The following is a 25,218-nucleotide window of genomic DNA, read 5'->3' as shown; positions in this document are numbered from 1 at the left end:
CGGGTCCCGAAAGGGTTGGCATTCGCCAGCAAGCTGGCTCCTAAAAAATCTGGATCAGGAATGTGGGCATAGAGCAACTGGTAGCCATGTCACTCCTTTGAGCCATAAGGAGATCAAAAATGATCAAGGGTCGCAGCGCGGTTCGTGTTTTTGTTGTTTTACTGATCCTGCTGGTTTTCCTGGCACTCGTGGCAGTGGGGGGGCTTTTGTTTTTGGGCAGAGGCGAGGAACTCAAGTTGGTCGCCTCGATCCTCTACTCAAGAAAGGCAGAGTATCTGTTCTTTGCTGGAGCGACGTATGTCTCGCTACTCCTGCTGCATAAGGGAAGGTTAATTTCTGCCGTAATTACATTCTTAGTGGGCTTGGCCTGGATGCTTTTTCATCAGCCGGTGTCAGGCTTCATCGGGTCGCTCGGGGTCGATTCATTCTCTGAGGCCAAGGACTTTGATTTTGAGGAAGCAAAATTCTGGCTCGCCACGATGCAGGAAACGATCAAGCCTGATTTTCGTATGAAAGCGCTTGCTCTCTACCTGCTCTACTTGCTGATGGCGGTTTCAAGTTTTTATTTGTTGAAGTGGTGGCTGCACTCAAGAACCTTTACCAAGCAATACTATGCCCATATAAAGTTGGCGCTGTCTGGATTGCTTGTTATTGGTGCGATCCTGCTGACGTTTCTGGATTCCGCTTCATTGTTTTTCAGTAATTCAGAATCTTATCTGGTGGTAAAGAGTAACTTTTCAAATGAACCGCCAGAGGCAGTGCAGGCTGAAGGCAAGGTTGATGTCTTTGTTTATGTCGGGGAGTCCACCTCGGTAATGAATATGAGTCTCTACGGCTATCCGCGAGACACGACCCCAAGGCTCAAGAAGGTCTTCGATGAAGATCCGAATTTCATTCTTTTTGAAAATGTGTTCTCTACCCACACACATACGTCCCCATCACTGCTGGAGGCGTTTTCTTTTGCCTTGCACAGCGAAGAGGATTTTCTGCCAATTGAGCGGCGCCGGCGGATTTCTGTTGTAGATGTATTAAGGAAGGCCAAGGTGGATGTTCGCCTGATAAGCAACCAGGGCATGGTTGGAACCTGGAATCAGGCGTCCTCCATCATCTTCAAGAACGCCCAAAATACCTTCAGCACGGATTCGCGGCGGCTTGGCAACAGTGATGGTAAGGCCGCAAGGCCGTGGGATGATGCGTTTTTCGAGGCGCAGCTTGAAAATCTGGACTTTTCAAGCAAAAGCAAGGCCTCGGTTACGTTTCTCCATTCTTATGCAGGGCATGGAGAATATCTTGCAAATATCCCGGAGGAGTGGAGGGTTCCAGTTGATGGATATTTTTCTTCGGGTTCTGGAGTCAGGATGTCAGAGGCTGACTATATCTCAATTGAATCTGTCGATGCCTATGATTCAGCAGTCAAATATATAGACTATAGCGTCTCGAAGACCATTGACTATGTTCGCGGGTTAGATGCGCCAGCAGTGCTGATCTATTTCTCCGATCACGGAGATTCGGTTTTTACCGGAAAAGGGCATGACTCTTCCCGGTTCACACATGAAATGGCACGGGTGCCGTTCTTCATCTACTTTAACGGGCCCGCCAGGCTGCAGCGGGCCGAGCTATATCGGAAGTACGTGACTCTTGCGAAAAGCTCCAGAACAGCAAGCCTGGCCCAGCTCTCGGCTACTATCCTGGATGTTGCAGGTGTTCAAGTGAAAAACACAGCGACATCTAAAATGGATTTGAAGCCAGTCATTGGAGAGGAGGCTCGGCTTCCGCCAATCGTTGTGCGTGAGATAAGTGATGGTATTTCGTTTGTTAATTTAAGTGCCGAGAAGCGTGCGCGCCCTAAATTTGACCAGTTCAATTTTATTGACTCAACTGATGCCGATACTTCGAGCTACCTGGACGTCAAGGGTGGGCGCATTCTGGCAAGTGATTATTGCAAGAAAATGGAATTGTCTTTCGAGTCGGCAAGAAGGCGCCAGATAATAGGCGGCTGCAAGTCCTTAAGTTTAATCGGGCTTGGTAATAACCTTGAACTTGTTGGCGATAAAAAATGAGCGCTAAAAGCTATTCGTAGGAGCCAGCTTGCTGGCGAAAGCGGGGCCACACTCGCGAGCAAGCTCGCTCCTACGGGGGCGCCTACGGTTCGCAGGATGGGTGGAGCGGAGCGATACCCATGCGGAGCGGGCTGATGGGTATCGCACGCTCAACCCATCCTACGTGGCTAAAAGCCATTCGTAGGAGCCAGCTTGCTGGCGAAAGCGGGGCCACATTCGCGAGCAAGCTCGCTCCTACGGGGGCGCCTACGGTTCGTAGGATGGGTGGAGCGGAGCGATACCCATGCGGAGCGGGCTGACGGGTTTCGCACGCTCAACCCATCCTGCGTGGCTAAAACCTATTCGTAGGAGCCAGCTTGCTGGCGAAAGCGGGGTCACATTTTCGCGAGCAAGCTCGCTCCTACGGGGGCGCCTACGGTTCGTAGGATGGGTGGAGCGGAGCGATACCCATGCGGAGCGGGCTGATGGGTATCGCACGCTCAACCCATCCTACGTGGCTAAAAGCTATTCGTAGGAGCCAGCTTGCTGGCGAAAGCGGGGCCACATTTTCGCGAGCAAGCTGCTACGGGGGCGCCTACGGTTCGTAGGATGGGTGGAGCGGAGCGATACCCATGCGGAGCGGGCTGATGGGTATCGCACGCTCAACCCATCCTACGTGGCTAAAAGCTATTCGTAGGAGCCGGCTTGCTGGCGAAAGCGGGGCCACATTTTCGCGAGCAAGCTCGCTCCTACGGGGGCGCCTACGGTTCGTAGGATGGGTGGAGCGGAGCGATACCCATGCGGACCGGGCTGACGGGTTTCGCACGCTCAACCCATCCTGCGTGGCCAAAAGCTATTCGTAGGAGCCAGCTTGCTGGCGAAAGCGGGGCCACATTCGCGAGCAAGCTCGTTCCTACGGGGGCGCCTACGGTTCGTAGGATGGGTGGAGCGGAGCGATACCCATGCGGATCGGGCTGATGGGTATCGCACGCTCAACCCATCCTGCGTGGCCAAAAGCTATTTGTAGGAGCCAGCTTGCTGGCGAAAGCGGGACCACATTTTCGCGAGCAAGCTCGCTCCTACGGGGGCGCCTACGGTTCGTAGGATGGGTGGAGCGGAGCGATACCCATGCGGATCGGGCTGATGGGTATCGCACGCTCAACCCATCCTGCGTGGCCAAAAGCTATTTGTAGGAGCCAGCTTGCTGGCGAAAGCGGGACCACATTTTCGCGAGCAAGCTCGCTCCTACGGGGGCGCCTACGGTTCGTAGGATGGGTGGAGCGGAGCGATACCCATGCGGATCGGGCTGATGGGTATCGCACGCTCAACCCATCCTGCGTGGCCAAAAGCTATTTGTAGGAGCCAGCTTGCTGGCGAAAGCGGGACCACATTTTCGCGAGCAAGCTCGCTCCTACGGGGGCGCCTACGGTTCGTAGGATGGGTGGAGCGGAGCGATACCCATGCGGACCGGGCTGATGGGTATCGCAAGCTCAACCCATCCTACGTGGCCAAAAGCCATTTGTAGGAGCCAGCTTGCTGGCGAAAGCGGGGTCACATTCGCGAGCAAGCTCGCTCCTACGGGGCGGCCCGCCCTACAGCGCATCAGCCCCAGGCTCGCCGGGGCGGTCGGCCTGATCCGTTGGCCAGAGCCTGCGCAACGCCAGCGTGCACAGGATGCCGCTCAGCACGCCCAGCACGTTGGCCGCGATGTCGGCCCAGGATGCCGTGCGCAACGGCAGCAGCTCCTGCCCCAGCTCGATCCCCACGGAAAGCAGAAAAGGCCACAGGAACAGCCACGGCAGCCGCGCCCGAGGAAAGGCCAGCCACGCACTCAAGGTGAGGCAGGCAAACCCCGCCCAATGGTGCAGCTTGTCCTGGTTGTCGAAAGCTTCCGGCACCGGGTCGCTGCTCAGCCCGGCCATCAGCACCACGGCCAGCACGAGACAGAAGGCGAACCGCGCAAGCCAGATGAGCCGGGAGTCTGTCATTCCACCACCTTGTCGAAGTTGTTGTGGAACATGTCGATGTTGCGCCCCTCGGTCAGGGAGTAGAGCGAGTAGCTGCGGCCCAGGCTGGCACCACCGTCACGGGTCAGCGGCGACCATACCAGGTTGGCCCGGCGCATGGTGGAGCTGGCCATCAGCTCGTCGAAGGGAATCGAGAAGTAGATGCCCTTGCTGAAACTACCTTCACCATATTCATCCTGCGTGACATTGGTGAGGGTCATGAAGCCGCCGAAGCGCACGCCGTTGCGGAACTCGCGTGACAGGTCGAACGTCACGCCATAGTCGCGAGCCAGGTAACGGCCAACGCTGACCGCCGCGAGGATGTCCTCGAACGGCAAACGGTAGTAGCCGGTCACATGGCCGGTGATCACGTCGTAGTCGCGCAGGCCGAAGTCCTGCTCGAAATCACGCTGCTTGGCCCAAGCGAGGTTGCCGCCGATGGCCCAGCGCTCGCCCATGGGGCGATACAGCAACTCGCCACCCACACCGGCAAACATCGACTCCAGGTAGCCGCCGTAGGCCATGCCGTAGAGGTCCTCGTCCAGCTGCTTCACCTTGTTCAGCTGGAAGGTGGGCATGGTCACGTCCGAGGTGGTCATGTACTCGCGCAGGAAGGTGCGCACGCGCGGCAGGTTGCTCGGCGCGTCGTACTTGAACTTGTCGAAGTTGTTCACCAGGTTGGCGCTGAGCATGCCGTTCCACCACAGGTCACGCTGGAAGCGGTATTCGGCAGTCAGGTCGGCGGTGAACTGGTAGAGCAGGAAGCCATCCGGGCCACCGACGTTCTGCTTGTAGCCCAGGCCCAAGCCGTAGGTGAACGGCGACAGTGTCTGCTCGAACAGTTCCTTTTCCTGGTGTGGCACCGGCGCGTTCTGCTCCGTGACACGGCGCAGGTCTTCCACCGGCCGATCCTTCTGCGCGACCTCGCGGAAGGTCTCGCGGGGCAGGCTGATTTCCTGCACCGGCAAACCATTGCGATTGTCGACCACGGTGAACCAGTCGATCTCGTCGTTCACGCTGTTGTCGAGAATGCGCGCAGCACGGCCCACGGCCTTGGGCGCGTGGAAGTAGCGGGTCTGCTCGCCATAGACGATCAGCTCCGAGTCACGCTGGGCGATGCGCTCCACCCGGTAGCCGGCATTCTTCTGCAGACGCTGGGCTACACCCGCCCATTGCACATCTTCAGGCGCCACCTTGGGCATGCTGGCCTGCACCTTTTCTGCCGGCGGGTCGAAGCTCTTGGCCGGCGCCTTGCGGGTGGCGAAGTTGGTATGCAGGGTGATGCCGAACATCGCCGTGTTGCCACGTTCCCAGGCCGCATGTAGGTCTACCGAGTCGCTGGCCTTGAACACCATGCCCAGGTTGATGGGGGAGTCCTGAATCTGGTCGTTGTCCTGCGGCTCGTTCTGGTAGTCGTTACCTTCGTACTCCAGCTTGAGCGAGAGCGGGTCCCAGGGCGTCTGGTAATTCACCCCGCCAAAGAAGGACGGGCTGCCACGGAAATAGGTGTTGCCGTTGAAATCACCCGTGCCAGTAGCCTGGGGCCGCTCATCGAACTTGTCCCCAAGGACGATGCTGGCGGGGTTATCGATATCCCCGCGGTTACCGATATAGCCCCAGGCCAGGCCCAGGCTCAGGTCGAAGTCGCCCAGGCGCTTGTTGCCCACGAAGTATTCGCTGGAGAACAGGCCGGTACCGCCGATGTCTCGACCACCCAGCGCCACTTCAGGCAACCAGCGGTTTTCCTTGAGCAGGCGGACCTTGGCGTCGATGGCCTTGTCCTTGTAGCTCTGGTCACCACTGAGGCTTTCAGGACCGTAGTCACGGTTACTGATGGCGGTATAGCGGAAGCTGCCCTCCAGCCAGTCGAACGGCTGGAACGAGACACTGTAGCGGCTGTAAGGGTCAGTGCGGTTGGCATTCACCGACAGCTCGCCAGCTTGGGCCATGCGTGCTGTGGGCGTTTGCAGCAGGCCTACGCCGCCAAAGTCATTCTGGGTGTAGCGGGGCTCAGCCACGGCGCAGGTCGCGCAGCCGAGTACCAGGCACGGGAGCCAATGGCGCTTCACGGGGCCACCTCCAGCGGCTGGGTGGCGATGAAGGCCGCGAACTCTGCGTTCAAGTCTGGCGTTGGCTCGCCCTGGCCGGCGCTGCGCACGGGCACATAAATGCGTGCGCCTGGGGCCGGTGCAGGGGCCTCGGTGCGGTTCCACAGAGCCACGCCCTGGCGCTGCACGCGGCCATCAGGCTGTACCACGAAAAGTTCATCCGGGTCTGCCTCGGCATGCCGAGGGCAGGCATCCAGATAGTCCCGCGCAGGCAGGAATGGCACGAAAGGCAGGCGACACTCCGCCTGTACGGCACCCTCCACCACCACAAAGTCCGGCCTGGGTGGGTAGAGCAGGCGGTCGCCAGCGCTGAGCACGGGGTTGTGCTCGCGGTTCAGTTCCACCTTCACCGGGTCGAGTTCCGCCACTCGGCGACCGGTGACTGGCATGGCCTGCACCTTGGCGCTGAGCCGGGTAGCCAGTTCGGCCAGTGCCAGGCGGTCATCCAGCAGCGCATTGCGCTCCAGGGTGGCCAGGTCGAACAACACGCCCAGCTTCAGGCGCACCTGCTCCTCACGGAGCGGGCCATGCAGCCAGGCAGCACCCAGCAGGTAAGCCTTGGGGCTGACTTGCGCAGGCAGCAGCACATCATGCAGGCGGGTCTTGGCACTAACTGTATAGGGGCCGGGCTCGGCGGCATCGCCCTCAACCGTTACGGTAGGGGCTGCGCTGGCGGCGCAAACGAACAGGGCGCTGCAAAGCAGCAGCCAGGATGGGGGAAAGCTCATTGTGAATTCTGTTTGACCATGTCTTGTCGTAGGAGGGAGGGGGACGCTGAGTTCTCGCTCGTGAACCGCAGCGTTCAACGACTCTCCCGTAGGAGCCAGCTTGCTGGCGAATCGGTGGTGTCCCTTCGCGAGCAGCTCGCTCCTACATGGCGTTAGGTTTCATCGGGCGCACCTGGATGATGCGCAAAGGCAGCTCGGGGGTTACGTGCTGGACGCTGGCCAGGATGAAGCCATCGGCGGGGTCCACCCAGTACTGGTTGCGGGCTGAAAAGCCCAGGCCGGGTATCTCGATATGCTCATCCACGCGCAACAACTCCAGGTTGCGATCGAGGATGCGCACCGTCTCCAGACCCTGCTTCTCGAAATGGCTGATCAGCTGCGCACCCATCTGGTAGCGCCCGGCAAAATCCACCTGGCGCTCGGCGCGCAGGCCATCCGGAATCCGGTGCAGGCCGGTGCGGAAGGGCGACTCGCCGACAAAGCGCGTGCCATCCAGGTTGTCATTGAAGCCCACGCTGCGAATGGCCAGGCCATCCTGCAGCATCAGCACCTGCTGGGTGGCGGCGAGATAGAACTCCACCCCTTCCTGCAGGCGCACCAGGGCCATTACCGCCTCCCCGGTGGGGGCGGTAATCATGATCTGGTAGTAAGGGACGGCCTCTACCTGCTCGCGGGTCAGCTCCAGGGGCTCTGGCCCCTGCACGGCAGCCTTGAGGGTATCCAGGCTGGCCGTCATCAACGGGTTGCAGGCACTGAGTAGAGCAGCCAGAGGCAGCATGGCCAGGCGCATTAATTTCACGTCACTGGCTCTCAGTTGCTGTTGTCGCTCATGTCATCCTGAATGGCGACCCCGGTGCGCAGCAGGTTGGCAGTCGGGAACACCTGGCTGATAAAGCGGTTCCAGCGGGTGACATCAGCCGGGCCGACGTAGACCACGTCCTGCGGCTGCAGCTTGAAGTGCTCGGCCACTACGAAGGCAGACGGGGACTTGAGGTTCAGCTGGTAAACCTTGGCGACGTCGCGCTGCAGGTCATCCACCCCACGGATCACATACACCTCCTTGCCGCTGGAGGTTTCCTGGCGCAAACCGCCCACGCTACCCAGTGCATCCGTCAGGTTCATGCTGGAACCTTTGAAGGTCAGGGCGCGGGCGGCATTCACCTCACCCAGCAGATAGACCTTCTTGTTGTCGTTGTAGGGCAGGTGGAGTTGGTCACCGTCCTTCAGATAGATGCTGTGCAGGATCGAGTCCTTGCGATTCAGCGTATCGAGGTCGATCACATACTCGCGGCCGTCGCGTTTGAGTACCAAGCCGGCAATGTCAGCAGAACCGGCTAGCACACCGCCTTGGCCTACGGCATCCAGCAGGCTGAGTGGCGTATTGGTAACGGGCACAGGGCCAGTCTTGCCGAAGGCACCAGAGAGAATCACCTTCTGGCTGGCGAAGCGCAGCACACTGGCGTCGACTTGTGGTTCGGATACCACTCGGGTGAGATTCGAGGCGATGAGTGCGCGCAGCTCTTCGATGGTCTTGCCTGCCGCTTCTATCGTGCCGACGTAGGGGTAGAACAGCGTGCCATCCGGGCGCACCAGGCGTCCGTTGGCCTCGATCTGCTGCTGCGGGCCGGAGGGGGCGGTGAGCTCAGGGTGGTCCCACACGGTGATGTAGACCAGGTCACCCGCGCCGATACGGTATTCCTCGGGCTGATAGCTCAACAGCTCAGGCGCCACTTCGACGCCATTCATCGCGGACTCGATGGCCACCAGCTTCGGTGTAATGGGCACCAGCTCGATACGGCTGCTTTCCGGCGAGCCTTCGCGCACCAAATTGCCGGAATCCATGTGTTGGCCAGGAGAGAACATACAGCCTTGCAGGGTAAGGCCAAGCAGCATGGCCAGGGGGAGTGCGCGAGTCATGGTCGGGTGGTCTTGTGCAGTGATCCAGGCGGTACCAGATGCGGTAGAGCCTGACTCAGGAGTCATTAGTCATGGTTACAGGGTTGAGGCCCTGGCCAGCGGAAAATGCCGGATAACGGTGCGCAGGGTGGCGCACGCAAGCTGGGCAGGTGTGACGATCAACCAGGGCCCGGAGTTACAGGCCAGATATGAAAGCTCCCAGCGATGCTGGGAGCTTTCAATGTGCAGCAGCCAAGCGCAGGGCTTAGTTGGTGGTGCCGGTGGTACCCGTGGTGCCAGTGGTGCCAGTGGTGCCGCCAGCGCCCGGGGTGCTGTCGTTGCCGCCACCGCCGCTGTTGGACGCAGCAACGCCAGCAGCAATGGCGGCAGCGCCGACAGCCAGGCCGGTGCCCACGGTCACGCCACCTACAACTGGGGTGGACAGCCCAAGGGACGATGTGGCGCCAGGCGCAGTAGGCGCCTTCTCGCCAGCTTTGCTGAGGCCCTTCGAGCCCGCATTGGCGGCGTTGTTGGCGCCAGTCGAGCTAGCGTTGGCTGCAGTTTCGGCGGCCATCAAGGGAGTGCTGATAACGGAGGCGGCGAGCGCCAAAGCCAGAAGTTTTTTCACGTTCTTGCTCCTTTTTTGAGCGGATTGTCCCTAAGGAACGGATGGTGTCAAAGGGTATGGATAAAGCGTGGCCAATGCAAGCTGGAAACCGCGCGGAATCCAGCCTTCGTGCCCAGTCAGGCCCTGCCGTACTTATCTTCGAAGCGTACGATATCGTCCTCGCCCAGATAGGATCCGGACTGAACCTCGATCAGCTCCAGTGGGATTACCCCGGGATTTTCCAGAGCATGGACCTGCCCAATCGGGATATAGGTCGATTGGTTTTCGGTCACCAGATAGGTTTGGTCGCCATTGGTAACCTTGGCGGTACCGCTGACCACGATCCAATGCTCGGCCCGATGGTGATGCATCTGCACCGACAGCTTGGCGCCAGGCTGCACAGTGATGCGCTTCACCTGATAGCGATGGCCATTGTCGATGGAGTCATACATACCCCAGGGCCGGTACACCTCGCGATGGTTGATGTGCTCGCCGCGTGCGCCGCTTTTAAGCTGCTCAACGATCTTTTTCACGTCTTGTACATGGTCTTTATGGGCAACCAGAACAGCATCCTTGGTTTCCACAATGACCAGGTCTTCTACGCCAACGGTTGCAACCAACCGGTTGTCGGCATGCACGTAAGTGTTCCGTGAGCGCTGGTCCAATACGTCGCCTTTGAAGACGTTCCCCTGCTCATCCTTCTCACTCACGTCCCACAGCGCAGACCATGAGCCAATATCGCTCCAGCCGGCATCCAGCGGCACCATGACTGCATCCTCGGTTTTCTCCATTACGGCGTAGTCAATGGAGTCCTCAGGGCATTCGGTGAAAGCTGCCGCATCGACGCGGGTGAAGTGCAGGTCTTGTGTGCCTCCGGCCAATGCCTTGCGGCATGCCGCAAGAATGTCGGGGCGGAACTGCTGCAACTCTTCCAGATAGCGACTGGCGCGGAACATGAACATACCGCTGTTCCAGTAGTAGCTGCCAGTGGCCAGGTAATCTTGTGCCGTTGCCAGGTTTGGCTTTTCCACAAAGCGGCTCACTGCAAAGCCACCGTCGCCAACCTTGCTGCCCCGCTCGATGTAGCCATAACCCGTTTCCGGATGGCTCGGCACGATGCCGAAGGTAACAAGCTTCCCCGCTTCTGCGAGCGGCAGCGCGGCTTGAATGCTGGCCTGGAACGCCTCTACATCCTGAATCAGGTGATCCGCCGCCAACACCAGCAAAACAGGATCTTCATTTTCGCAAGCTTGTAACGCTGCCACTGCAATAGCCGGGGCGGTGTTGCGGCCAACCGGCTCAAGCAGGATCTTGGCTTGCTCCATGCCCAATAGCCGCATTTGCTCTGCGGCCAGGAAGCGGTGCTGTTCGTTGCAGATCAGAGTTGGCAGAGCCGTCTCTAGCCCGGACATACGTTGGACCGTTGCCTGCAGCATGGATAGGTTGACATCGGCCAACGGCAGAAACTGTTTAGGATTGAGCTGTCTTGAAAGAGGCCAAAGACGCGAGCCGGAGCCTCCGGCGAGGATGACAGGGAAAATTTTTAGCATTTAAGAGGTCCGTTCTATTGAGTTGTCTGATATTGCTAGGAATATATCTTTTTCGTGGCTGTGAGAAAAATGAGTTTTCAGTGTGGACTGCTGCTCTCTTATCCAGTCGGAAATATAGTTTTGGCTGGATGCAAGTTTGCTTGCTCTTTCAATCATTTCTTCGTCACTTGAGCAGGGTGCGAAGAAGATATTGTTATCTTTAGGTATTCCTTGGAATCCAGTGTCGTTCGTTATCACGGCGACTCCGGCGGACATCGCTTCCAGTAGTTTTATTTTTATCCCTGTCCCGAATTTAAAGGGGGATATCAATATTTTTCCTGGCCGAAAAAAAGAGTCCTTGCAGGGTATGAAACCAACAAAGCTCACCATCTCATTGTTTTGGTGCCTTTCTACAAAGTGATGTGGGGTTTTTCCTGCAACTATTAGGGAAAAACCTTTTGCTTTTGGAAGTATCCTAGAAATTAGGTGTTCTAAGGCCTCCATGTTATGGGCGACATGGTTGTTTCCAAGCCAGACAAGTTCCTTTTCTCCAGCGCTATCAAGCGGTAGGGAGAGCTCTTTAGCGCTAATGATCGGGAAGTTTGTGAAGATGTTGTGCTGCCTGGAGGTAAATTCTTGATATGTGGATTTTTCTGATGGTGAAGTTATTAATATTATGTCCGAAAACTCGGCGACTGCTTTTTCGCGCAACCTGCACATTTTGGCTTCGTATCGCAAAATGTATGGAAGCACTTTTCCTATTAGGATGTTTGTGAAGATCTTTGGAATAAAATCCCCGTAGGTTCCAAATACCTGCCTCGGTGTTAGCGTTGTTTTTGAAAAAAGCTCATAGCGTAAGGAAAGCAAGTCGTCAAGGTCGAAAATTATTTTCGCGGAAGTTCTTTTGTTTATTTCTTCTGCATACCTGAAGAGCCTTATCATGTCGAAGTAAACGGCAGATATATTCTCTGAGCGGACGAACTTTTCTATGATCAGCAGGTTGTCCTTGCTGAAAAAGAAAGCTTCCTGAATAGCGCCATTTAACGTCAAGAGGTTCCTTGCAATGGAGCCCAGGCTGGTCTTGTGTAGTATTAAAGTAGATGTTACGCCAAGCTTTTTGTGGTTTGCTATGATCTCTTGATCTGGCTCTGACTTGCTGTTAAATACTGCAGTGCTTATATCGAAGTAAGCATGCATTCTTTTGATAAAATCTATTATCAAAGCCTCGCGTCCACCATCGCTGCTTGATAGGCTTCGAGAAAGAACTAAAAGAATTTTAGGCTTAGTATTATTCATGGTGTAATTCTGAGCTTGTCAAGGATTTTCTCCCTTGAGGGATATGATATGGCTCTCTTGAGCTTTTCATACTCGGAGGGGTTGCTTGAATAGAACTCAAGGGCATTAATCCATGCCTCAACATCAAGCTCTAGTTTCAGCGTTCCACCCAGGTAGTCTTTTGAAATTCCCTTGAAGGAAAGTTCTGACCCTATTACGGGGACTCTGTTGTGTAGACTTTCGGAGACTTTTATATTAACGCCGGCCCCGCGAGTAATGGGTGCTACAGAAAAAAAGCAGTCATCCCAAACTTCCAATATGTTGTCTACATATCCATGAAAGACGAGGTTTTCCGGAGCGCCTGCGGAAAATTTCGTGCTGTTTTTGCCATATATATGGATCTTAAAGCCAGTGGGAAGACTGGGTGATAGATAGTCCCTGATCCATTGGAATGCTTGTTGGTTGGGCCACCAGTCAAAGCTTGCAACGAATACGATCTTTTTGTAGGGAGTTTCGTTGGTGCTCTTGTGCAAGGGAAGGTATGAGAACGTTGGCGGAATTGTGATTGCTTTTATTGGAGAGCCGAGAGACGAAGTAGGATTGAGTTTGGAGAAGTGATGCTTTTCCTCATCAGAAATCGAAAATATCGTGTCGACATAGTACAAGGATTTTTTTTCAAATTTGCTGTAGTCGCAGCATAACTGGGAGTACTTATAGGCAAGCCCCTCTCCTAACCTCTGCTTGAGTAATGACGGTTCAATGTTGTGGCTTATATGTGCTATTTCAATTTCATCGCCAAATTCTAGGCGTAGAGAACTTGTGATATAGCAAAGCTCAAGGTGGTCCACGAAAATGCTTATTCGCCTTTGCTGGGGGGCGGATTTGCTTAGTTCGTCGAGAATTTTCTTTCTTGCCGAATTTATCAGGCTCCTGCTATAGAAGTATGAGGCCGGAAGAGGGAGTCTAAGAAAGAGGGAAATGAAAATTGATAGTATCTTTCTGATTGTTTTTGAGTTAGACGGGGCGTGATCGTAATAGTTGAGGATCTCTACCTTTTTGCTCGTTTGCCTCAACATGCTGACTATTTCGTTCGTGAATTTGCTTCCCCCGTCGGTAGGGGTCCTAAAGTCTCCGAAGGTGATAAAAAGTATATTTGTTGGCATTTTTTGATTCGCTAGATTACTAATTGATTACACGGACGGGGCTGAAGCGTGCGCTGCTGGCAAGTGGGGCTTGCGAAAAAGCAAAAAAACCAAGCTGCTAGTAGCGTGAGTGGTTGAAGAAAGCTCCCGCTGGCTATGAATATGAAGGCAAAAAGCGGAGCAAATAGGTAGTTTGGAGCATTTCGCTTAAGAAATATTGCCCACCAGAAAACATAGGATAATGAGAAGAATAATCCGTACTCAAATATCGCCTTGAAGAACGCGCTGTAATTTGCTTGATAGGTAAGAATGATATTCTCGGATGATCCTGGTCCTGCGCCGAAGAGAAGGGTGGCGATTCCGGTTGAGTCTATAAGGGCTTGGTAGTTTAAGAGCGGTGCAATGAAGCGGATGTGGGCGCTTGATTCTTCCCGTGTGATTTCAAGGGCTCTTGTATAGAGGTACTCGCTTTGGCCTAATGCAATTAGGACTGCTGCGATGGGGAGCATCAATCCGATTATTGAGCTTGTTCTCATTGGGTTGATGAAGATTGGGAAGCTTATTGCCCAGAACAAAAGTATAATAATCCCTGTTCCTGAGTGAGACGCCAATATAGATAATGCGAAGGTCGCCAGAAATAAAGCTCTTCTTTTGTTATGGTACTCAACGATTAGGAATAACGCCATAAATTGAGAGAAGAAGGATGGCTCGAGAAAGGTTGCGCCGTTTGGTTTGAATATTCCACTGTTGTAGCTTGTTTCGTATGAGTAGTTGTAGTTTTGGATGATTGTGCTTTCTGGTGCTATTGATCTAACGTCAAAAAAAGGAATTCCGATGTATTGGGCCAGCAATTGTCCGATCCCAATTGCTGAAAATAATATTCCGATGCTGGGTAGCTTTTCGATTAAATTGTTTTCTTTTGTTGGGCGAACAAAGAAAATTAAATATAAAGCGGCGAAGTAAATGTATGACTGTAGGGAGATTATATCTGGATTTTTAATTATTGATATAAGGGTTGAAATTGTGGCAAATATGTATGCAGTCGCGAGTAACTTGCTGTTCTGGACTTTTGCTGCTCCGGTAAGAATTAAGGCTGCCCCAATTGCTATTATGATTGGTGTGATTATTTGTATGTTATTAATCTGGGGTACTGATATTTGCTGAAGAAGAATTATTGATAGCGCGGAAAGGTGGAATGCTAAGTGTAGTAGCTCTTTTCTTTTCAAGGGGCTCTTCCTCTTTAGCAGTCTGCTCTTTTGGTTTCATGGGTGGTGATGTTTTTGAGGAGGCGGTTGGCTTTCATTTTTGTGTTTTTGTGGCTGTATTGTTATTGCGGCTTGGATGATGGTTTGACTACGGGCTAATTTGCCATCCAGTATTTATATTTTAGTTCGTAACTTAAGTTGGAGTTTCTTGGCTTGATTGGGGTGGCAGGGTTTCCACCCACAACAGTCATCTCTTGAACGTCTTTTGTTACCACGGCTCCAGGAAGGACTACAGCTCCTCTTCCGACTCTAATTCCAGGCATTATAAGTGCATTTGAAAAGATGCATGCATAGTCATTTATGTGTACATCTTTTTTGAAGAAGTCAAAATGGTCGCTGTCGATCTTGTGGCCAGCGGTATAAATTTTTACGTCGTGCGCAATTGATACGTTTTTGCCGATGGAAATTTTTGCTCGATTATCGAGGTATACACCAAAGTTAATGGTTGAGTTTTCGCCAACTGTTACTTTGGAAAGGCCAAATAGTCGCACTCTAGAGTGTATGACGGAGTTCTTTCCGAGTCGAACGTTCAGCATTCTTAGGAATAAGTTCTTGACTAGGAAGAGGGGGGTTAGGTTGGCTATTAAGTTAATTGATCTTACATAAATAAAAAAAATTTGAGTCTTCATTTCTTTATGAAAAGAATTGTCTTCATGAGGGTGGTGTAGAGTATTGCTGGTAATTTCAGTATGTTGTGGTGTCTTGCTCTTGAAATATACTCGGAAAATGCACGATCCTTATGCTTGTCGGAAACTCCACCGATTCTCATGAAGTTATTGTGCGAAAGTTTTTTGAAGGGAACGCCGGCGTTGTGTGCTCTGAGTAGCCAGTCGGTATCAACTGCTATTCTTACGTTTTTGTCAAATTGGCCTACAAGTTCATAAGTTGACTTTGGAATTATGCAGGACGTGTGAATGAACCTAAACCCTATACATAGAAGGTTTTTTGAAAATTTCTTGTCGATGAAGGAAAGAGTGTTTTTATTATCGTCCACCATGGTCGTTGAGCCATAGTAAACAACCTTTTTCTCGGTTGCGGATGATTCAGTCGCAATGGATTCTAAGTACTCAGGTGGCCAGAAGTCATCAGAGTTAAGTAAAAGCACAAACTCGCCAGACGCTATTTTAAGACCCTTGTTCCAAGCGTCGCCTATTCCTTCATCTTTTTCTGAGATTATATGTTTTGTTATGGCGGAGAAGTTTTTCTCTATAATTCCGATGGTGCCATCGGTCGAGCCGCCGTCGATGATTATAAGCTCATAGTTTTGGAGTGTTTGGTTCTTGACCGAGGCTAGGGCGTCAAATATGTATCGTTCACTGTTGAAGCAGGCGACTATAATGCTGAACTTTGGCTTTTCTGACATATTAGTTGAGGATGCTGGATGTGAGTAAAGGCTGAGTGGAGCACCGCCTGAAGGGGGGCTCCACGTCTTTTATGTGCAAGTTGGAGAACGTTATTTGCTTCGTACGCCGACTACGTTATTTTCATACCACTGGTATGTATCACTTAGTCCCTCGCTCAGGCTGATACTTGCCTCCCAGCCCAGCGCCTTGAGCCGAGATACCTCCATTAGTTTTCGCGGCGTACCATCAGGCTTAGTGACATCGAATGTAAGGCGGCCGGTGAACTTACTGACAGATGCGATGGTTTCTGCAAGTTCACGGATGGTGCAGTCTGTACCTGTGCCAACATTGATATGTGAGAGCATCGGTTGCGTGTTCGCCCGATACGCTTTCTCATCCAACTCCATAACATGCACACTGGCCGAAGCCATATCGTCGACATGGAGAAACTCACGCATCGGCTTGCCGCTGCCCCAGATCACGACTTCCTCATCACCACGCTGTACCGCTTCATGGAAGCGGCGGAGCAAGGCGGGAATGACGTGGCTATTTTCGGGATGGTAATTGTCGTGCGGCCCATACAGATTGGTGGGCATCACGCTGCGGTAATCCCTGTCGTACTGGCGGTTGTAGCTCTCACACATCTTGATACCCGCGATCTTCGCAATGGCATAGGGCTCGTTGGTAGGCTCGAGCACACCCGTAAGCAAAGCTTCTTCACGCATGGGTTGCTCGGCATGTTTGGGGTAGATGCAGGACGAGCCGAGGAAAAGCAGCTTCTGCACATCGCTCTGATGTGAGGCGTGGATGATGTTCGCCTCGATCATCAGGTTCTCGTAGATGAACTCGGCAGGGTAGACGTTGTTCGCATGAATGCCGCCCACCTTGGCAGCAGCGAGATACACCTGATCAATCTGCTGCGAGGTGAAGAATTGTTGTACGGCCTGCTGGTCGAGGAGATTCAGTTCAGCTCGGCTTGCCGTGATGATGTTGCTGTAACCGATAGCCTTCAGCTTCCGCACGATGGCAGATCCAACCATCCCGCCATGGCCGGCTACGAACACCTTCTGATTCAAGTCTCGGTTCATGCTCAGTTCTCCACCGACACCGGAACCTCGTGGCCGTGTTCCTTGAGAAGGGCGTAGCGCTTAGCGACTTTCAGGTCCTCGCGAACCATTTCTGCGCACATCTCTTGAACCGTGATTTCCGGCACCCAGCCGAGTTTCTGCTTGGCCTTGGCGGGATCACCCAGGAGGGTTTCCACTTCGGCGGGACGGAAGTAACGCGGATCGACACGAACGATGACGTCGCCAACTTTCAGGGCTGGAGCGTTATCACCGTCAATGCGCTGGACTACAGCGATCTCGTCGATACCCTGGCCTTCGAAGCGCAGTGAAACGCCCAGCTCAGCCGCCGACCAACGAATGAACTCGCGTACCGAATACTGCACGCCGGTAGCGATCACGAAGTCATCGGGCTGCTCTTGTTGCAGCATCATCCACTGCATGCGCACGTAGTCCTTCGCATGTCCCCAGTCACGCAGAGCATCCATATTCCCCATGTACAGGCACTGCTCCAGGCCTTGCGCAATGTTGGCCAGGCCTCGGGTGATCTTGCGGGTTACGAAGGTCTCTCCGCGGCGTGGGGATTCATGGTTAAACAGTATGCCGTTGCAGGCGTACATGCCATAGGCCTCGCGGTAGTTCACCGTGATCCAGTAGGCATACAACTTAGCCACTGCATAGGGCGAGCGAGGATAAAAGGGAGTGGTCTCCTTTTGCGGGATCTCTTGCACTAGGCCATATAGCTCGGAGGTGGAGGCTTGGTAGAAACGGGTCTTCTTTTCCAAGCCCAGCAGGCGAATGGCCTCCAGGATTCGCAGCGTGCCCATGGCATCTACGTCAGCAGTGTATTCAGGAGCTTCAAAGCTCACCGCAACGTGGGACTGCGCGCCCAGGTTGTACACTTCATCAGGTTGTACTTCCTGAATGATCCGAGTGAGATTGGACGAATCGGTCAGGTCACCGTAGTGGAGTACGAAGTTTCGGTTATCAACGTGCGGGTCTTGGTAAATATGATCAACGCGCTGAGTGTTGAAGGAGGAAGCGCGGCGCTTGATACCATGAACTTCATAGCCTTTTTCCAGCAAGAACTCCGCGAGATAAGATCCATCTTGTCCGGTAATTCCAGTTATTAGGGCGCGTTTGACCATTTATTTTGTCCTGGTGATTAAATTGGTTTAGCTGCTTGAGTTTATTGCTAAAAGCGGTAACCAAGCCTCATTGCTTGGTGTTTTTGGTTGGAGCTGCTTATGTTGTCCAAGCAATTTATACTTTAAATATTGGGGTGAGCGATGCTCAATGCTTCCTGCTCAATCTCAAGGAAGCGATCCACTGTCATTGATCTGTCTTGGCAGAAGTGTTTGGTGATTACTTTTAGCTGCGGAATCGACCAGTTCCACCATTGGGATCTCAGCAGTTCACTGATAAGCTCATCGCTATGTCTAAACTTTATAACGCGAGCTGGGACTCCTCCTACAATAGCGTAAGGGGGTACGTCTTTTACAACTAGCGAACTGTTTCCTACTACCGCTCCGGTTCCGACTTTAACTCCTGACTTTACGACAGAGTTCGATCCTATCCATACGTCATTTTCGACTATGACATCCTTTAACTTGTCATCGTAGAGTTGTTTTTCTGTGAATTGTATTTTTGGATGCTGTACCTTGCTGCTCATGTAGAAAATTGAGTGGAAAGATATTTGATCCAGGGGGTGATCGCCGCCACCGCCAACAATCGCGCCCTTTGATATTGCACAGAATGAACCAATTTTTGAATTGGTAACTGAGCCGCCACTAATCCGTGTGAACCTACCAAAGGATGAGTTGGATACTTCTGACTCCCTCATCAGGTGGCAGTACTCGTCGAAAGAACAGTTCACTGCTATTGAGTTCCAGTGAGCATTGAATCCAGGTATCCGCGCCATGCTTCTTTTTCTTTCGAGGATCGTCCATTTCCAGAAGTCTTTGCTTAGGTGGTTCATCCCGTCATACCCCTGATTTCACGTCTAACTTCGTTTGCAAGGAACGGCATTCTGGCTAATTCTGCCAATAATATGAAGCCAATTACCGCGCCAGTATCGCCCCATGTCAAGCCGCTGTAGTAGGAGGTTACGATTGACGCTGATATAAATAGCAGGGATATCATTGACTGCCTTCTGAATGCGCCAATCCCGTTGAGGAACATTGCAAAGCAAACATTTAAATTGGAGATTATGACCCAGAGGGATAGACTTCCTACTAGGCCAATTTGAGGGGGTGGGCTTTTGAGCCAGTGCTCTATAATGTCCTGTGCGAAAATTATCAAAAAGACGAAGGCGGGGACGGTTATTAGTAGTACCAGGCTCGTTGAGCGTTTTAAGGTCTTAATTATCCATTGTTTGTCTTTTCGATGATAAGCCTCGCCATATGCGCTCCATAGAGGTTGTAGCGCAACTGCAACCATGAGTCCGAAGACTGAAACGACTTTCTGTGTTACTCCATATTCGCCAACAGAAATCACTCCGGACACCACTCCTATTATTATGGGTGGTGAATTTGTTTTTATGGCGAAGAGTGCTTGGGCGAGTAGACTCCAGCCGCCGTCCTTAAGAAGCTTCTGGACTATGCTGCGCTCTATATTTCCTGTTGTTTCAAATGCATTTTTTTTGCTGAAGAAATACAGGCTGTAAATTATGTTGACTATTATTGGTGATGCTATGAAAGATAGAAGTATTCCTGGGAAGCCAAGGTCTAGTGCAACTGATGTGTAGATCCCTGTAAGGCTCAGGAGACTTCCGTAGATTATTAGAATGTTTGTTGTGTGGTTTTCTTGGTAGCCGTTTAAAATTCGGTGTATAAGGCTTGCTGGAATTCCTGCTAGATAAAGGTAGCAGCCAAGGACAAGCGCAAGTCGCGTGTCTGTATCTAAGATTTCTGTGGCTTTTATGACGCCGTCAAGTCCTGCTGTATATAGTAAGAGGGATGTCAGTGTCGCTATTCCAAGCGTTGTAATTGTGATTGTTGTGTATGCGCTTTTAATGTAGTTTATTGCGATTTTAGGGGTGTTGAGGCCTAAGGATTTACTGATGCCATTTTGTAGTCCTATTCCTATTCCTAGGTCAACAAAAGTGAGCGTCGCCAATACTCCTGTTATTAACATCCACAGTCCAAAAAGCTCCTTGCTAAGGTAGCCTGATGTCAATGGTATTGTGATAATTGCAACTATTATTCCAACAGATTTTGAAAGCAAGGAAAATGCCGCTGACTTAATCAGGCGTGCGTCTCTTTCATTGATCGTAGGTAAACGCAAAAGAAAATTATCAATAATTTTCCCTTCGCCTTGTTTTTCGGCGCCCTTATTCATTATGAAATCCAGGTCGAATTATTTCGGGTGATTTTTATTAAAACTACCATCGATGGTTTTGAGGGGCTGTGCGCATACTCTTGAGCCGGGTGGCTATAATTTCTCCCACTAAATGTGGCTGTCATAAGCTGCTCTTAAGGCCTTTTAGGAAAAACCGGCTGGAGATAAAGCCACTATTACTCTAGTGCTGTTGGCTTTTTCGAAACGTTAGTATGAAGTGCGTATTGCTACGGAGTGGTTGCTTTTTCCATAGCGCTTACTGATTAGGTGTCTGAGGGCTTTCTTGGCCTCGGTTTCGCCATGCACCAACCGGATCTCATTCGGCCAATGCCGCATTCGCGTCACGAAGTTCACCAACCCCTGCTGGTCGGCATGGGCCGAGTAGCCGCCAACGGTGTGGATGCCGGCGCGAATCTCGAAGCGTTCGTTATCCAAGTCGACATAACCGCCCTTGGGGCCGAACTGCTGGATGATCTGGCCGGGTGTCCCGCGTGCCTGGTAACCCACGAAGAGCACGTTGTGGCGTTTGTCGCCGAGCATGGTCTTCAGGTAATTGACGATGCGGCCGCCGCTGCACATGCCGTTGCCGGCAATCACGATGGCTGGGCGGGCGGTGCTGGCCAGGTGGCGCACCATGCGCAGGTGGGCGTCGTGAGTTTCTACCGTGAGCAGTTGCTCGAAGCCCAGTGGCTTGCGGCCGACCTTGATGCGCTTCTGCGCTTCGGCGTCCCAATAGGGTTGGAGGTCGCGGTAGGCCTGGGTGAAGCGCGTGGCCAGCGGGGAGTCGAGGATGATGGGCAGGGTGGGCCAGTTTGTGGCGGTTGGGTCCGGGTTTGCGGATGTTTCCCTCGCCCCCGGCCCCTCGGGGGGTAAACCTGCGCGGTGGATGATGTCTTCCAGTTCGTAGAGCAGTTCCTGGGTGCGGCCGATGCTGAAGGCGGGGATGAGCACGGTGCCGTTGTCGGCCAGGGCTTGTTCGATGATGGCCTTGAGGCGTTGTTTGCGCGTGCGGCGATCTTCGTGCAGCCGGTCGCCGTAGGTGCTTTCCAGTACCAGGATGTCGGCCTTCCAGGGGGATTTGGGTGCGGGCAACAAGGGCGTGTGAGTGGCGCCCAGGTCGCCGGAGAAGACGATGCGCTTCTGTTCGGCGCGCTTGGGGTAGCGCAGGTCGCACTCGATGTAGGCGGAGCCGAGGATGTGGCCGGCCCGCTGCAGGCGAATCTTCGCTTGCAGATCGGGGGTGTCGATCAGGCTATGCCAGGTGCGGTAGGGGAGAGGCATCAAACGTTGGCGAATCAGCTTGAGGTACTTCTGCAGCTGCTGCGGGTTGCGCCCGAAGGTGAACTGGAAGGCATCTTCCAGCACCAGCGGGAGCAGGTGCGCCGAGGGCTGGCTGCAGAGAATCGGGCCTTTGTAGCCGGCCGCCAGCAGGTACGGCAGGCGGCCTACGTGGTCCATGTGTACGTGGGTGAGCACCAGCGCTTTCAGGGTCCTGATGGCGAAGTCGATGCCCAGCTGGCTGGCATCGGCCTTGCCTTCGGCGGAGGTTTCCGCGCCCTGGAACAGGCCGCAGTCCACCAGCAGGCTGTGCTGGGCATCCATCAACAGTTGATGGCAGGAGCCGGTTACGCCGCTGACGGCGCCGTGGTGCTGGATATCCGGGTAAAGCATGGGTGTTAGTCCTTTAACATCGGTTTGGCCACCAACCGTTCTGGTGGTGGGTGGACCCGCTCCCATCCTGGGGTTGCGGTGTTACAAACGATGCTAGCGTGCCGGGTATATGGAAGGGAGTGGGGGCCTGCTTATGAGGAGCAGGAAACTCCTTTTTCGCGAGCAAGCTCGCTCCTACGGGGCACGGGGCACGGGGCACGGGGCACGGGGCACAGGGCACAGGGCACAGGCACGGGGGAGGCGGCGAGGGGCCTCTGTGCCCGGGGTTAGTAGATGTCCTTGGAGAGCAGGGTGAAGGGCGTTTTGATCAGGATCTTGAGATCCAGCCAGATGGACCAGTTGTTGATGTAGGCCAGGTCCAGCTCTACGCGCCTTTCCATCTTGTCCAGGGTTTCGGTTTCGCCACGGCATCCGCTGATTTGCGCAAGGCCGGTGATGCCGGGCTTGATGCGGTGGCGGGCCATGTAGGCGTCGATCTTGCCGGTGTAGTAATCGTTGTGGGCGACGGCGTGAGGACGTGGGCCCACCAGGGACATGCGGCCTTGCAGCACGTTGAACAGCTGTGGGAGTTCGTCGATCGAGGTGCGGCGGATAAAGCGGCCAACACGGGTGATGCGCGGGTCTTCGCGGGTGGCCTGCTTGACCTGGGTATCGGCATGCACGCGCATGGAGCGGAACTTCCACACCTTGATGACCTTGCCGTTCCAGCCATGGCGCTTTTGCTTGAACAGCACTGGGCCGGGGGAGGACAGCTTTACCGCCAGGGCGGTGCCCAGCAGTAGCGGGCTGAGGGCGATGATCGCCAGCAGGGCGGTGCTGCGGTCCAGTGCGGCTTTGGTGAAGGCCGCGGTGGGGTAGCTGGTGAGGGGGCTTTCGTTGAGGCTGATGGCCGGCAGGCCTTCGATATCCGAAACCGAGTGGTTGAGCAGCTTCAGGCTTTGCAGGTCGGGGATCCACACCACGTCGACGTTGGCGTCCAGCAGGTCGATGTAGAGGCCTTCGATCTGTTCCGCGGCGGAGAGGGGCAGGGCGATATAGAGGCGGCGCACCTTGTGGCTATTGATCAGCTCGCGCAAGTGGCTCAGGTTGCCGACGATGGGGTAGAGGCCGTCATCCAGGTGGGGATAATCGTCGGCGGTCACCAGGCCCACCAGCGGCTCGTTGCGTTTGCGCACCAGCTTGTCGGCCAGTTCCTGGGCCAGGTCTCCGGTGCCGACCACCAATGAGGTGCGGGCGGAGTGGAGTTGCTGGTGGTAACGGCGGGAGAACGCATGCAGGGGCAGGAACAGGCAGGCCTGAATCAAAAAGCCGAGCCCCGCCCAGGTGATCATGATCTCGCGGGAGAACAGCTCGCTGGTCTTGGTGAGGAAGGCCATCACCGTCAGGCCCGAGAGCAGCATCAGCCAGCCGGCCAGCAACCGGCCCAGGCCCACCACGTAGCCATGGTGCTTGTGGTAGACGCGCAGCAGCGAATAGGCCGGCACGGACCCCAGCATCGTGAATAGGGCGAGCATGCGGTACTGGGTTTCGATATGCCCGGTCTTGGCCACCGCCAGGGCGCAGAGCAGCAGCGTCAGCATGCCGATGGCGGCGGTCCACTGGCCCCAGAACGTCAGGCCACGGTTTTCCGGCGCTGTGCTTTCACGCTTGCTGATCAGGTTGATATGGCTGGCGCGTGCGCCAGTGGCCTGGTTGCGGGCCGTAGCGGCGTGCTGGGGAACGCCAGGTGCGGGGCGGCGTTGGGCGTGGTGCGGGTGAGCGGCTGCCTGAGTGTGTGTGGGCACTACTGTTACCTCTCCTGAGGGTGCGACGCTACGATCGGGAAGCTAGCCTGCCTTCCTGTGGCTAGCGGTGTGGTTTCAATGCGAAATTCCGCGGTGCTTCCTTGTCTGTTCCCGAACCTGGTCCGGGTTACCTGGGGCTTGTGGCCCTGCCTTGTGCTGCTCTGGGTTTCGGCTTTTGGTCCGATCGTGCTTTTTGGCACGCTACCGCCCCAGGGTTATCCGTTGATTCCCTGAGAACGTTCGCCACAGGCGATGGCTTGCCTCGGGCATGGCCCGATGCAGCAGTGTTTGGAGTGGATGAAAGGGGGCGTGCCGAGTCTGCGCCCGGCTGGGCTTTGCAGGGGGGGTGGTCTTCCCTGACGACAAAACTGCCTATAAGCAGTTTGCCTTGCATCCTGTAGGAATAGTCCTTGCCTATTCCTGGGCGAGCATTCTACGGATTCAACCGGGATTGTGAAGTGCGTCAACGCGTGCCGCTCGTCGAAAAGATAAAGCTGGCAGTTTGCCTTTATTGTGCTCAGTGACTGATTGGTCGAGAAAAAGCCGCGCAGGCTTTGCGCCATCCGAGGCTTACGAAAACCTTGCTCTGTCTGTGTTGGTTGTGGCTAGACGACAACCCGAGAGCACAGCTGCCCGTAGGAGCGAGCTTGCTGGCGAAGGCGGACTTAACGCAGGCATGGCCAAGACCTTTGACGGCAAGGGTCTCGCTGGGGGCTGGGGTTTGTTGCGCGCAGGCGGGGGCTTAGAGCACGTCGATACTATCCAGCGGGACGCTGAGCCTGTGCTGGCGTTGCAGTAATTGCAGGAGGATAAGCACGCGCTCGGTGCCGTCTTTGGCCAGGAAAATGGCTTCCAGCTCTTTCAGATTGCCACTTCTGATGCGCACACGGTCGCCCGCGCTCAGGTTGGGTTCCTGTAGCGGTGGCGAGTGAGGGCGCAGCTTCAGTTGCTCGACAAGTTCGTCCGAGATCGCGGCAGGTTGTTCGCCGAAGCACACCAGTTGGCTCACGCCCCGGGTGGAGCGGATCGGGTGCCAGTTGTCCTTCACCTGGTCGAGGCGGATGAACAGGTAGCCCGGAAACAGCGATTCGACCCTTGCCTGCTTTTGGCCGCCACGCATACGCGTTACGCAGTGTGTGGGCCGGAAGCAGGTGAAGGCTTGGCGCTCAAGGTGCTCTTCAGCACGCGCATCCTGCTTCGGCTTGCACTGGATCAGGTACCAGCGCGGTGCTGCCGGCTTGCTTGCCATGCGATTCACCTGCGTTATCGGTCTGGGACTTGGCGTTTTGCTTGGCTATGTCTGCGCTAGCTGTTGCTAGACGACAACTCGAGCGCGCAGCTGCCTGTAGGAGCCAGCTTGCTGGCGAAAAGGTCCCATTCGCGAGCAAGCTCGCTCCTACTGGGACAGACCCTTTCGTTCCC

20 protein-coding genes are annotated in these 25,218 nt (G+C 54.5%); 1 reads left to right on the top strand and 19 read right to left on the bottom strand.

Annotated features, from left to right (window positions below; genetic code table 11):
- Nucleotides 1–119 precede the first annotated feature (119 nt).
- Nucleotides 120–2,060 carry a phosphoethanolamine transferase gene (locus tag J7302_RS06520; protein ID WP_215372005.1) on the top strand — a complete coding sequence of 647 codons (1,941 nt, stop codon included), beginning with the start codon at nt 120–122 and terminating at the stop codon, nt 2,058–2,060.
- A gap of 1,571 nt (nt 2,061–3,631) precedes the next feature.
- Here J7302_RS06520 and J7302_RS06515 read toward each other — a convergent pair.
- From J7302_RS06515 to rfaH, 19 genes are all read right to left on the bottom strand, one after another.
- On the bottom strand, nt 3,632–4,027 hold the full coding sequence (locus J7302_RS06515; protein ID WP_215372003.1) for a VanZ family protein: 396 nt from the start codon (nt 4,025–4,027) through the stop codon (nt 3,632–3,634).
- Nucleotides 4,024–6,114, bottom strand: a complete 2,091-nt coding sequence (locus J7302_RS06510; protein WP_215372000.1) for a YjbH domain-containing protein — start codon at nt 6,112–6,114, stop codon at nt 4,024–4,026. The genes J7302_RS06515 and J7302_RS06510 overlap by 4 nt, the downstream gene beginning before the upstream one ends.
- Complete coding sequence (locus tag J7302_RS06505; protein WP_215371998.1) at nt 6,111–6,881, bottom strand: capsule biosynthesis GfcC family protein; 771 nt, start codon at nt 6,879–6,881, stop codon at nt 6,111–6,113. Before J7302_RS06505 ends, J7302_RS06510 begins: the two co-directional genes overlap by 4 nt.
- A gap of 142 nt (nt 6,882–7,023) precedes the next feature.
- Entirely contained in the window at nt 7,024–7,680 is a 657-nt protein-coding gene (locus J7302_RS06500; protein WP_215371996.1) for a YjbF family lipoprotein, read from the bottom strand.
- An 11-nt stretch (nt 7,681–7,691) separates the two neighbouring features.
- On the bottom strand, nt 7,692–8,798 hold the full coding sequence (locus tag J7302_RS06495) for a polysaccharide biosynthesis/export family protein (RefSeq protein WP_215371994.1): 1,107 nt from the start codon (nt 8,796–8,798) through the stop codon (nt 7,692–7,694).
- 244 nt (nt 8,799–9,042) lie between these two features.
- Nucleotides 9,043–9,405: a hypothetical protein gene (locus J7302_RS06490; RefSeq protein ID WP_215371991.1), complete on the bottom strand. Its 363-nt coding sequence runs from the start codon at nt 9,403–9,405 to the stop codon at nt 9,043–9,045.
- A gap of 116 nt (nt 9,406–9,521) precedes the next feature.
- A complete protein-coding gene (locus tag J7302_RS06485) occupies nt 9,522–10,934 on the bottom strand; it encodes a mannose-1-phosphate guanylyltransferase/mannose-6-phosphate isomerase (RefSeq protein WP_215371989.1) in 1,413 nt (470 codons plus the stop codon).
- Nucleotides 10,935–12,209, bottom strand: coding sequence for a glycosyltransferase family 4 protein (locus tag J7302_RS06480; RefSeq protein WP_215371987.1), 1,275 nt, complete (start codon nt 12,207–12,209; stop codon nt 10,935–10,937).
- Entirely contained in the window at nt 12,206–13,351 is a 1,146-nt protein-coding gene (locus J7302_RS06475; protein WP_215371985.1) for a glycosyltransferase, read from the bottom strand. Before J7302_RS06475 ends, J7302_RS06480 begins: the two co-directional genes overlap by 4 nt.
- An 11-nt stretch (nt 13,352–13,362) precedes the next feature.
- Complete coding sequence (locus J7302_RS06470) at nt 13,363–14,556, bottom strand: hypothetical protein (RefSeq protein ID WP_215371983.1); 1,194 nt, start codon at nt 14,554–14,556, stop codon at nt 13,363–13,365.
- A gap of 134 nt (nt 14,557–14,690) precedes the next feature.
- Complete coding sequence (locus J7302_RS26780; RefSeq protein WP_215371981.1) at nt 14,691–15,224, bottom strand: acyltransferase; 534 nt, start codon at nt 15,222–15,224, stop codon at nt 14,691–14,693.
- Nucleotides 15,221–15,958 carry a glycosyltransferase family 2 protein gene (locus J7302_RS06460; protein WP_215371979.1) on the bottom strand — a complete coding sequence of 246 codons (738 nt, stop codon included), beginning with the start codon at nt 15,956–15,958 and terminating at the stop codon, nt 15,221–15,223. Before J7302_RS06460 ends, J7302_RS26780 begins: the two co-directional genes overlap by 4 nt.
- A 90-nt stretch (nt 15,959–16,048) precedes the next feature.
- A complete protein-coding gene (fcl, locus tag J7302_RS06455) occupies nt 16,049–17,026 on the bottom strand; it encodes a GDP-L-fucose synthase (RefSeq protein WP_215371977.1) in 978 nt (325 codons plus the stop codon).
- A gap of 2 nt (nt 17,027–17,028) precedes the next feature.
- Nucleotides 17,029–18,150, bottom strand: a complete 1,122-nt coding sequence (gmd, locus tag J7302_RS06450) for a GDP-mannose 4,6-dehydratase (protein WP_215371975.1) — start codon at nt 18,148–18,150, stop codon at nt 17,029–17,031.
- A gap of 122 nt (nt 18,151–18,272) precedes the next feature.
- Nucleotides 18,273–18,980, bottom strand: coding sequence for a CatB-related O-acetyltransferase (locus tag J7302_RS06445; RefSeq protein WP_215371973.1), 708 nt, complete (start codon nt 18,978–18,980; stop codon nt 18,273–18,275).
- Nucleotides 18,977–20,341: a lipopolysaccharide biosynthesis protein gene (locus J7302_RS06440; RefSeq protein ID WP_215371971.1), complete on the bottom strand. Its 1,365-nt coding sequence runs from the start codon at nt 20,339–20,341 to the stop codon at nt 18,977–18,979. The genes J7302_RS06445 and J7302_RS06440 overlap by 4 nt, the downstream gene beginning before the upstream one ends.
- 207 nt (nt 20,342–20,548) lie before the next feature.
- The gene (locus J7302_RS06435; RefSeq protein ID WP_215371969.1) at nt 20,549–22,012 is read right to left on the bottom strand and encodes an MBL fold metallo-hydrolase RNA specificity domain-containing protein; all 1,464 of its coding nucleotides are present in this window, start codon (nt 22,010–22,012) and stop codon (nt 20,549–20,551) included.
- A gap of 266 nt (nt 22,013–22,278) precedes the next feature.
- The gene (locus tag J7302_RS06430; RefSeq protein ID WP_251701931.1) at nt 22,279–23,670 is read right to left on the bottom strand and encodes an undecaprenyl-phosphate glucose phosphotransferase; all 1,392 of its coding nucleotides are present in this window, start codon (nt 23,668–23,670) and stop codon (nt 22,279–22,281) included.
- 868 nt (nt 23,671–24,538) lie between these two features.
- Nucleotides 24,539–25,045 carry a transcription/translation regulatory transformer protein RfaH gene (rfaH, locus tag J7302_RS06425; protein ID WP_215371967.1) on the bottom strand — a complete coding sequence of 169 codons (507 nt, stop codon included), beginning with the start codon at nt 25,043–25,045 and terminating at the stop codon, nt 24,539–24,541.
- Nucleotides 25,046–25,218 lie beyond the last annotated feature (173 nt).

Origin of the sequence: Metapseudomonas boanensis (genome assembly GCF_018704125.1) — a bacterium.
GTDB classification, from domain to species: Bacteria; Pseudomonadota; Gammaproteobacteria; order Pseudomonadales; family Pseudomonadaceae; genus Metapseudomonas; species Metapseudomonas boanensis.
Note: the sequence above shows the minus strand (reverse complement) of the source record. Positions and strands in the feature narration are given on the sequence as shown.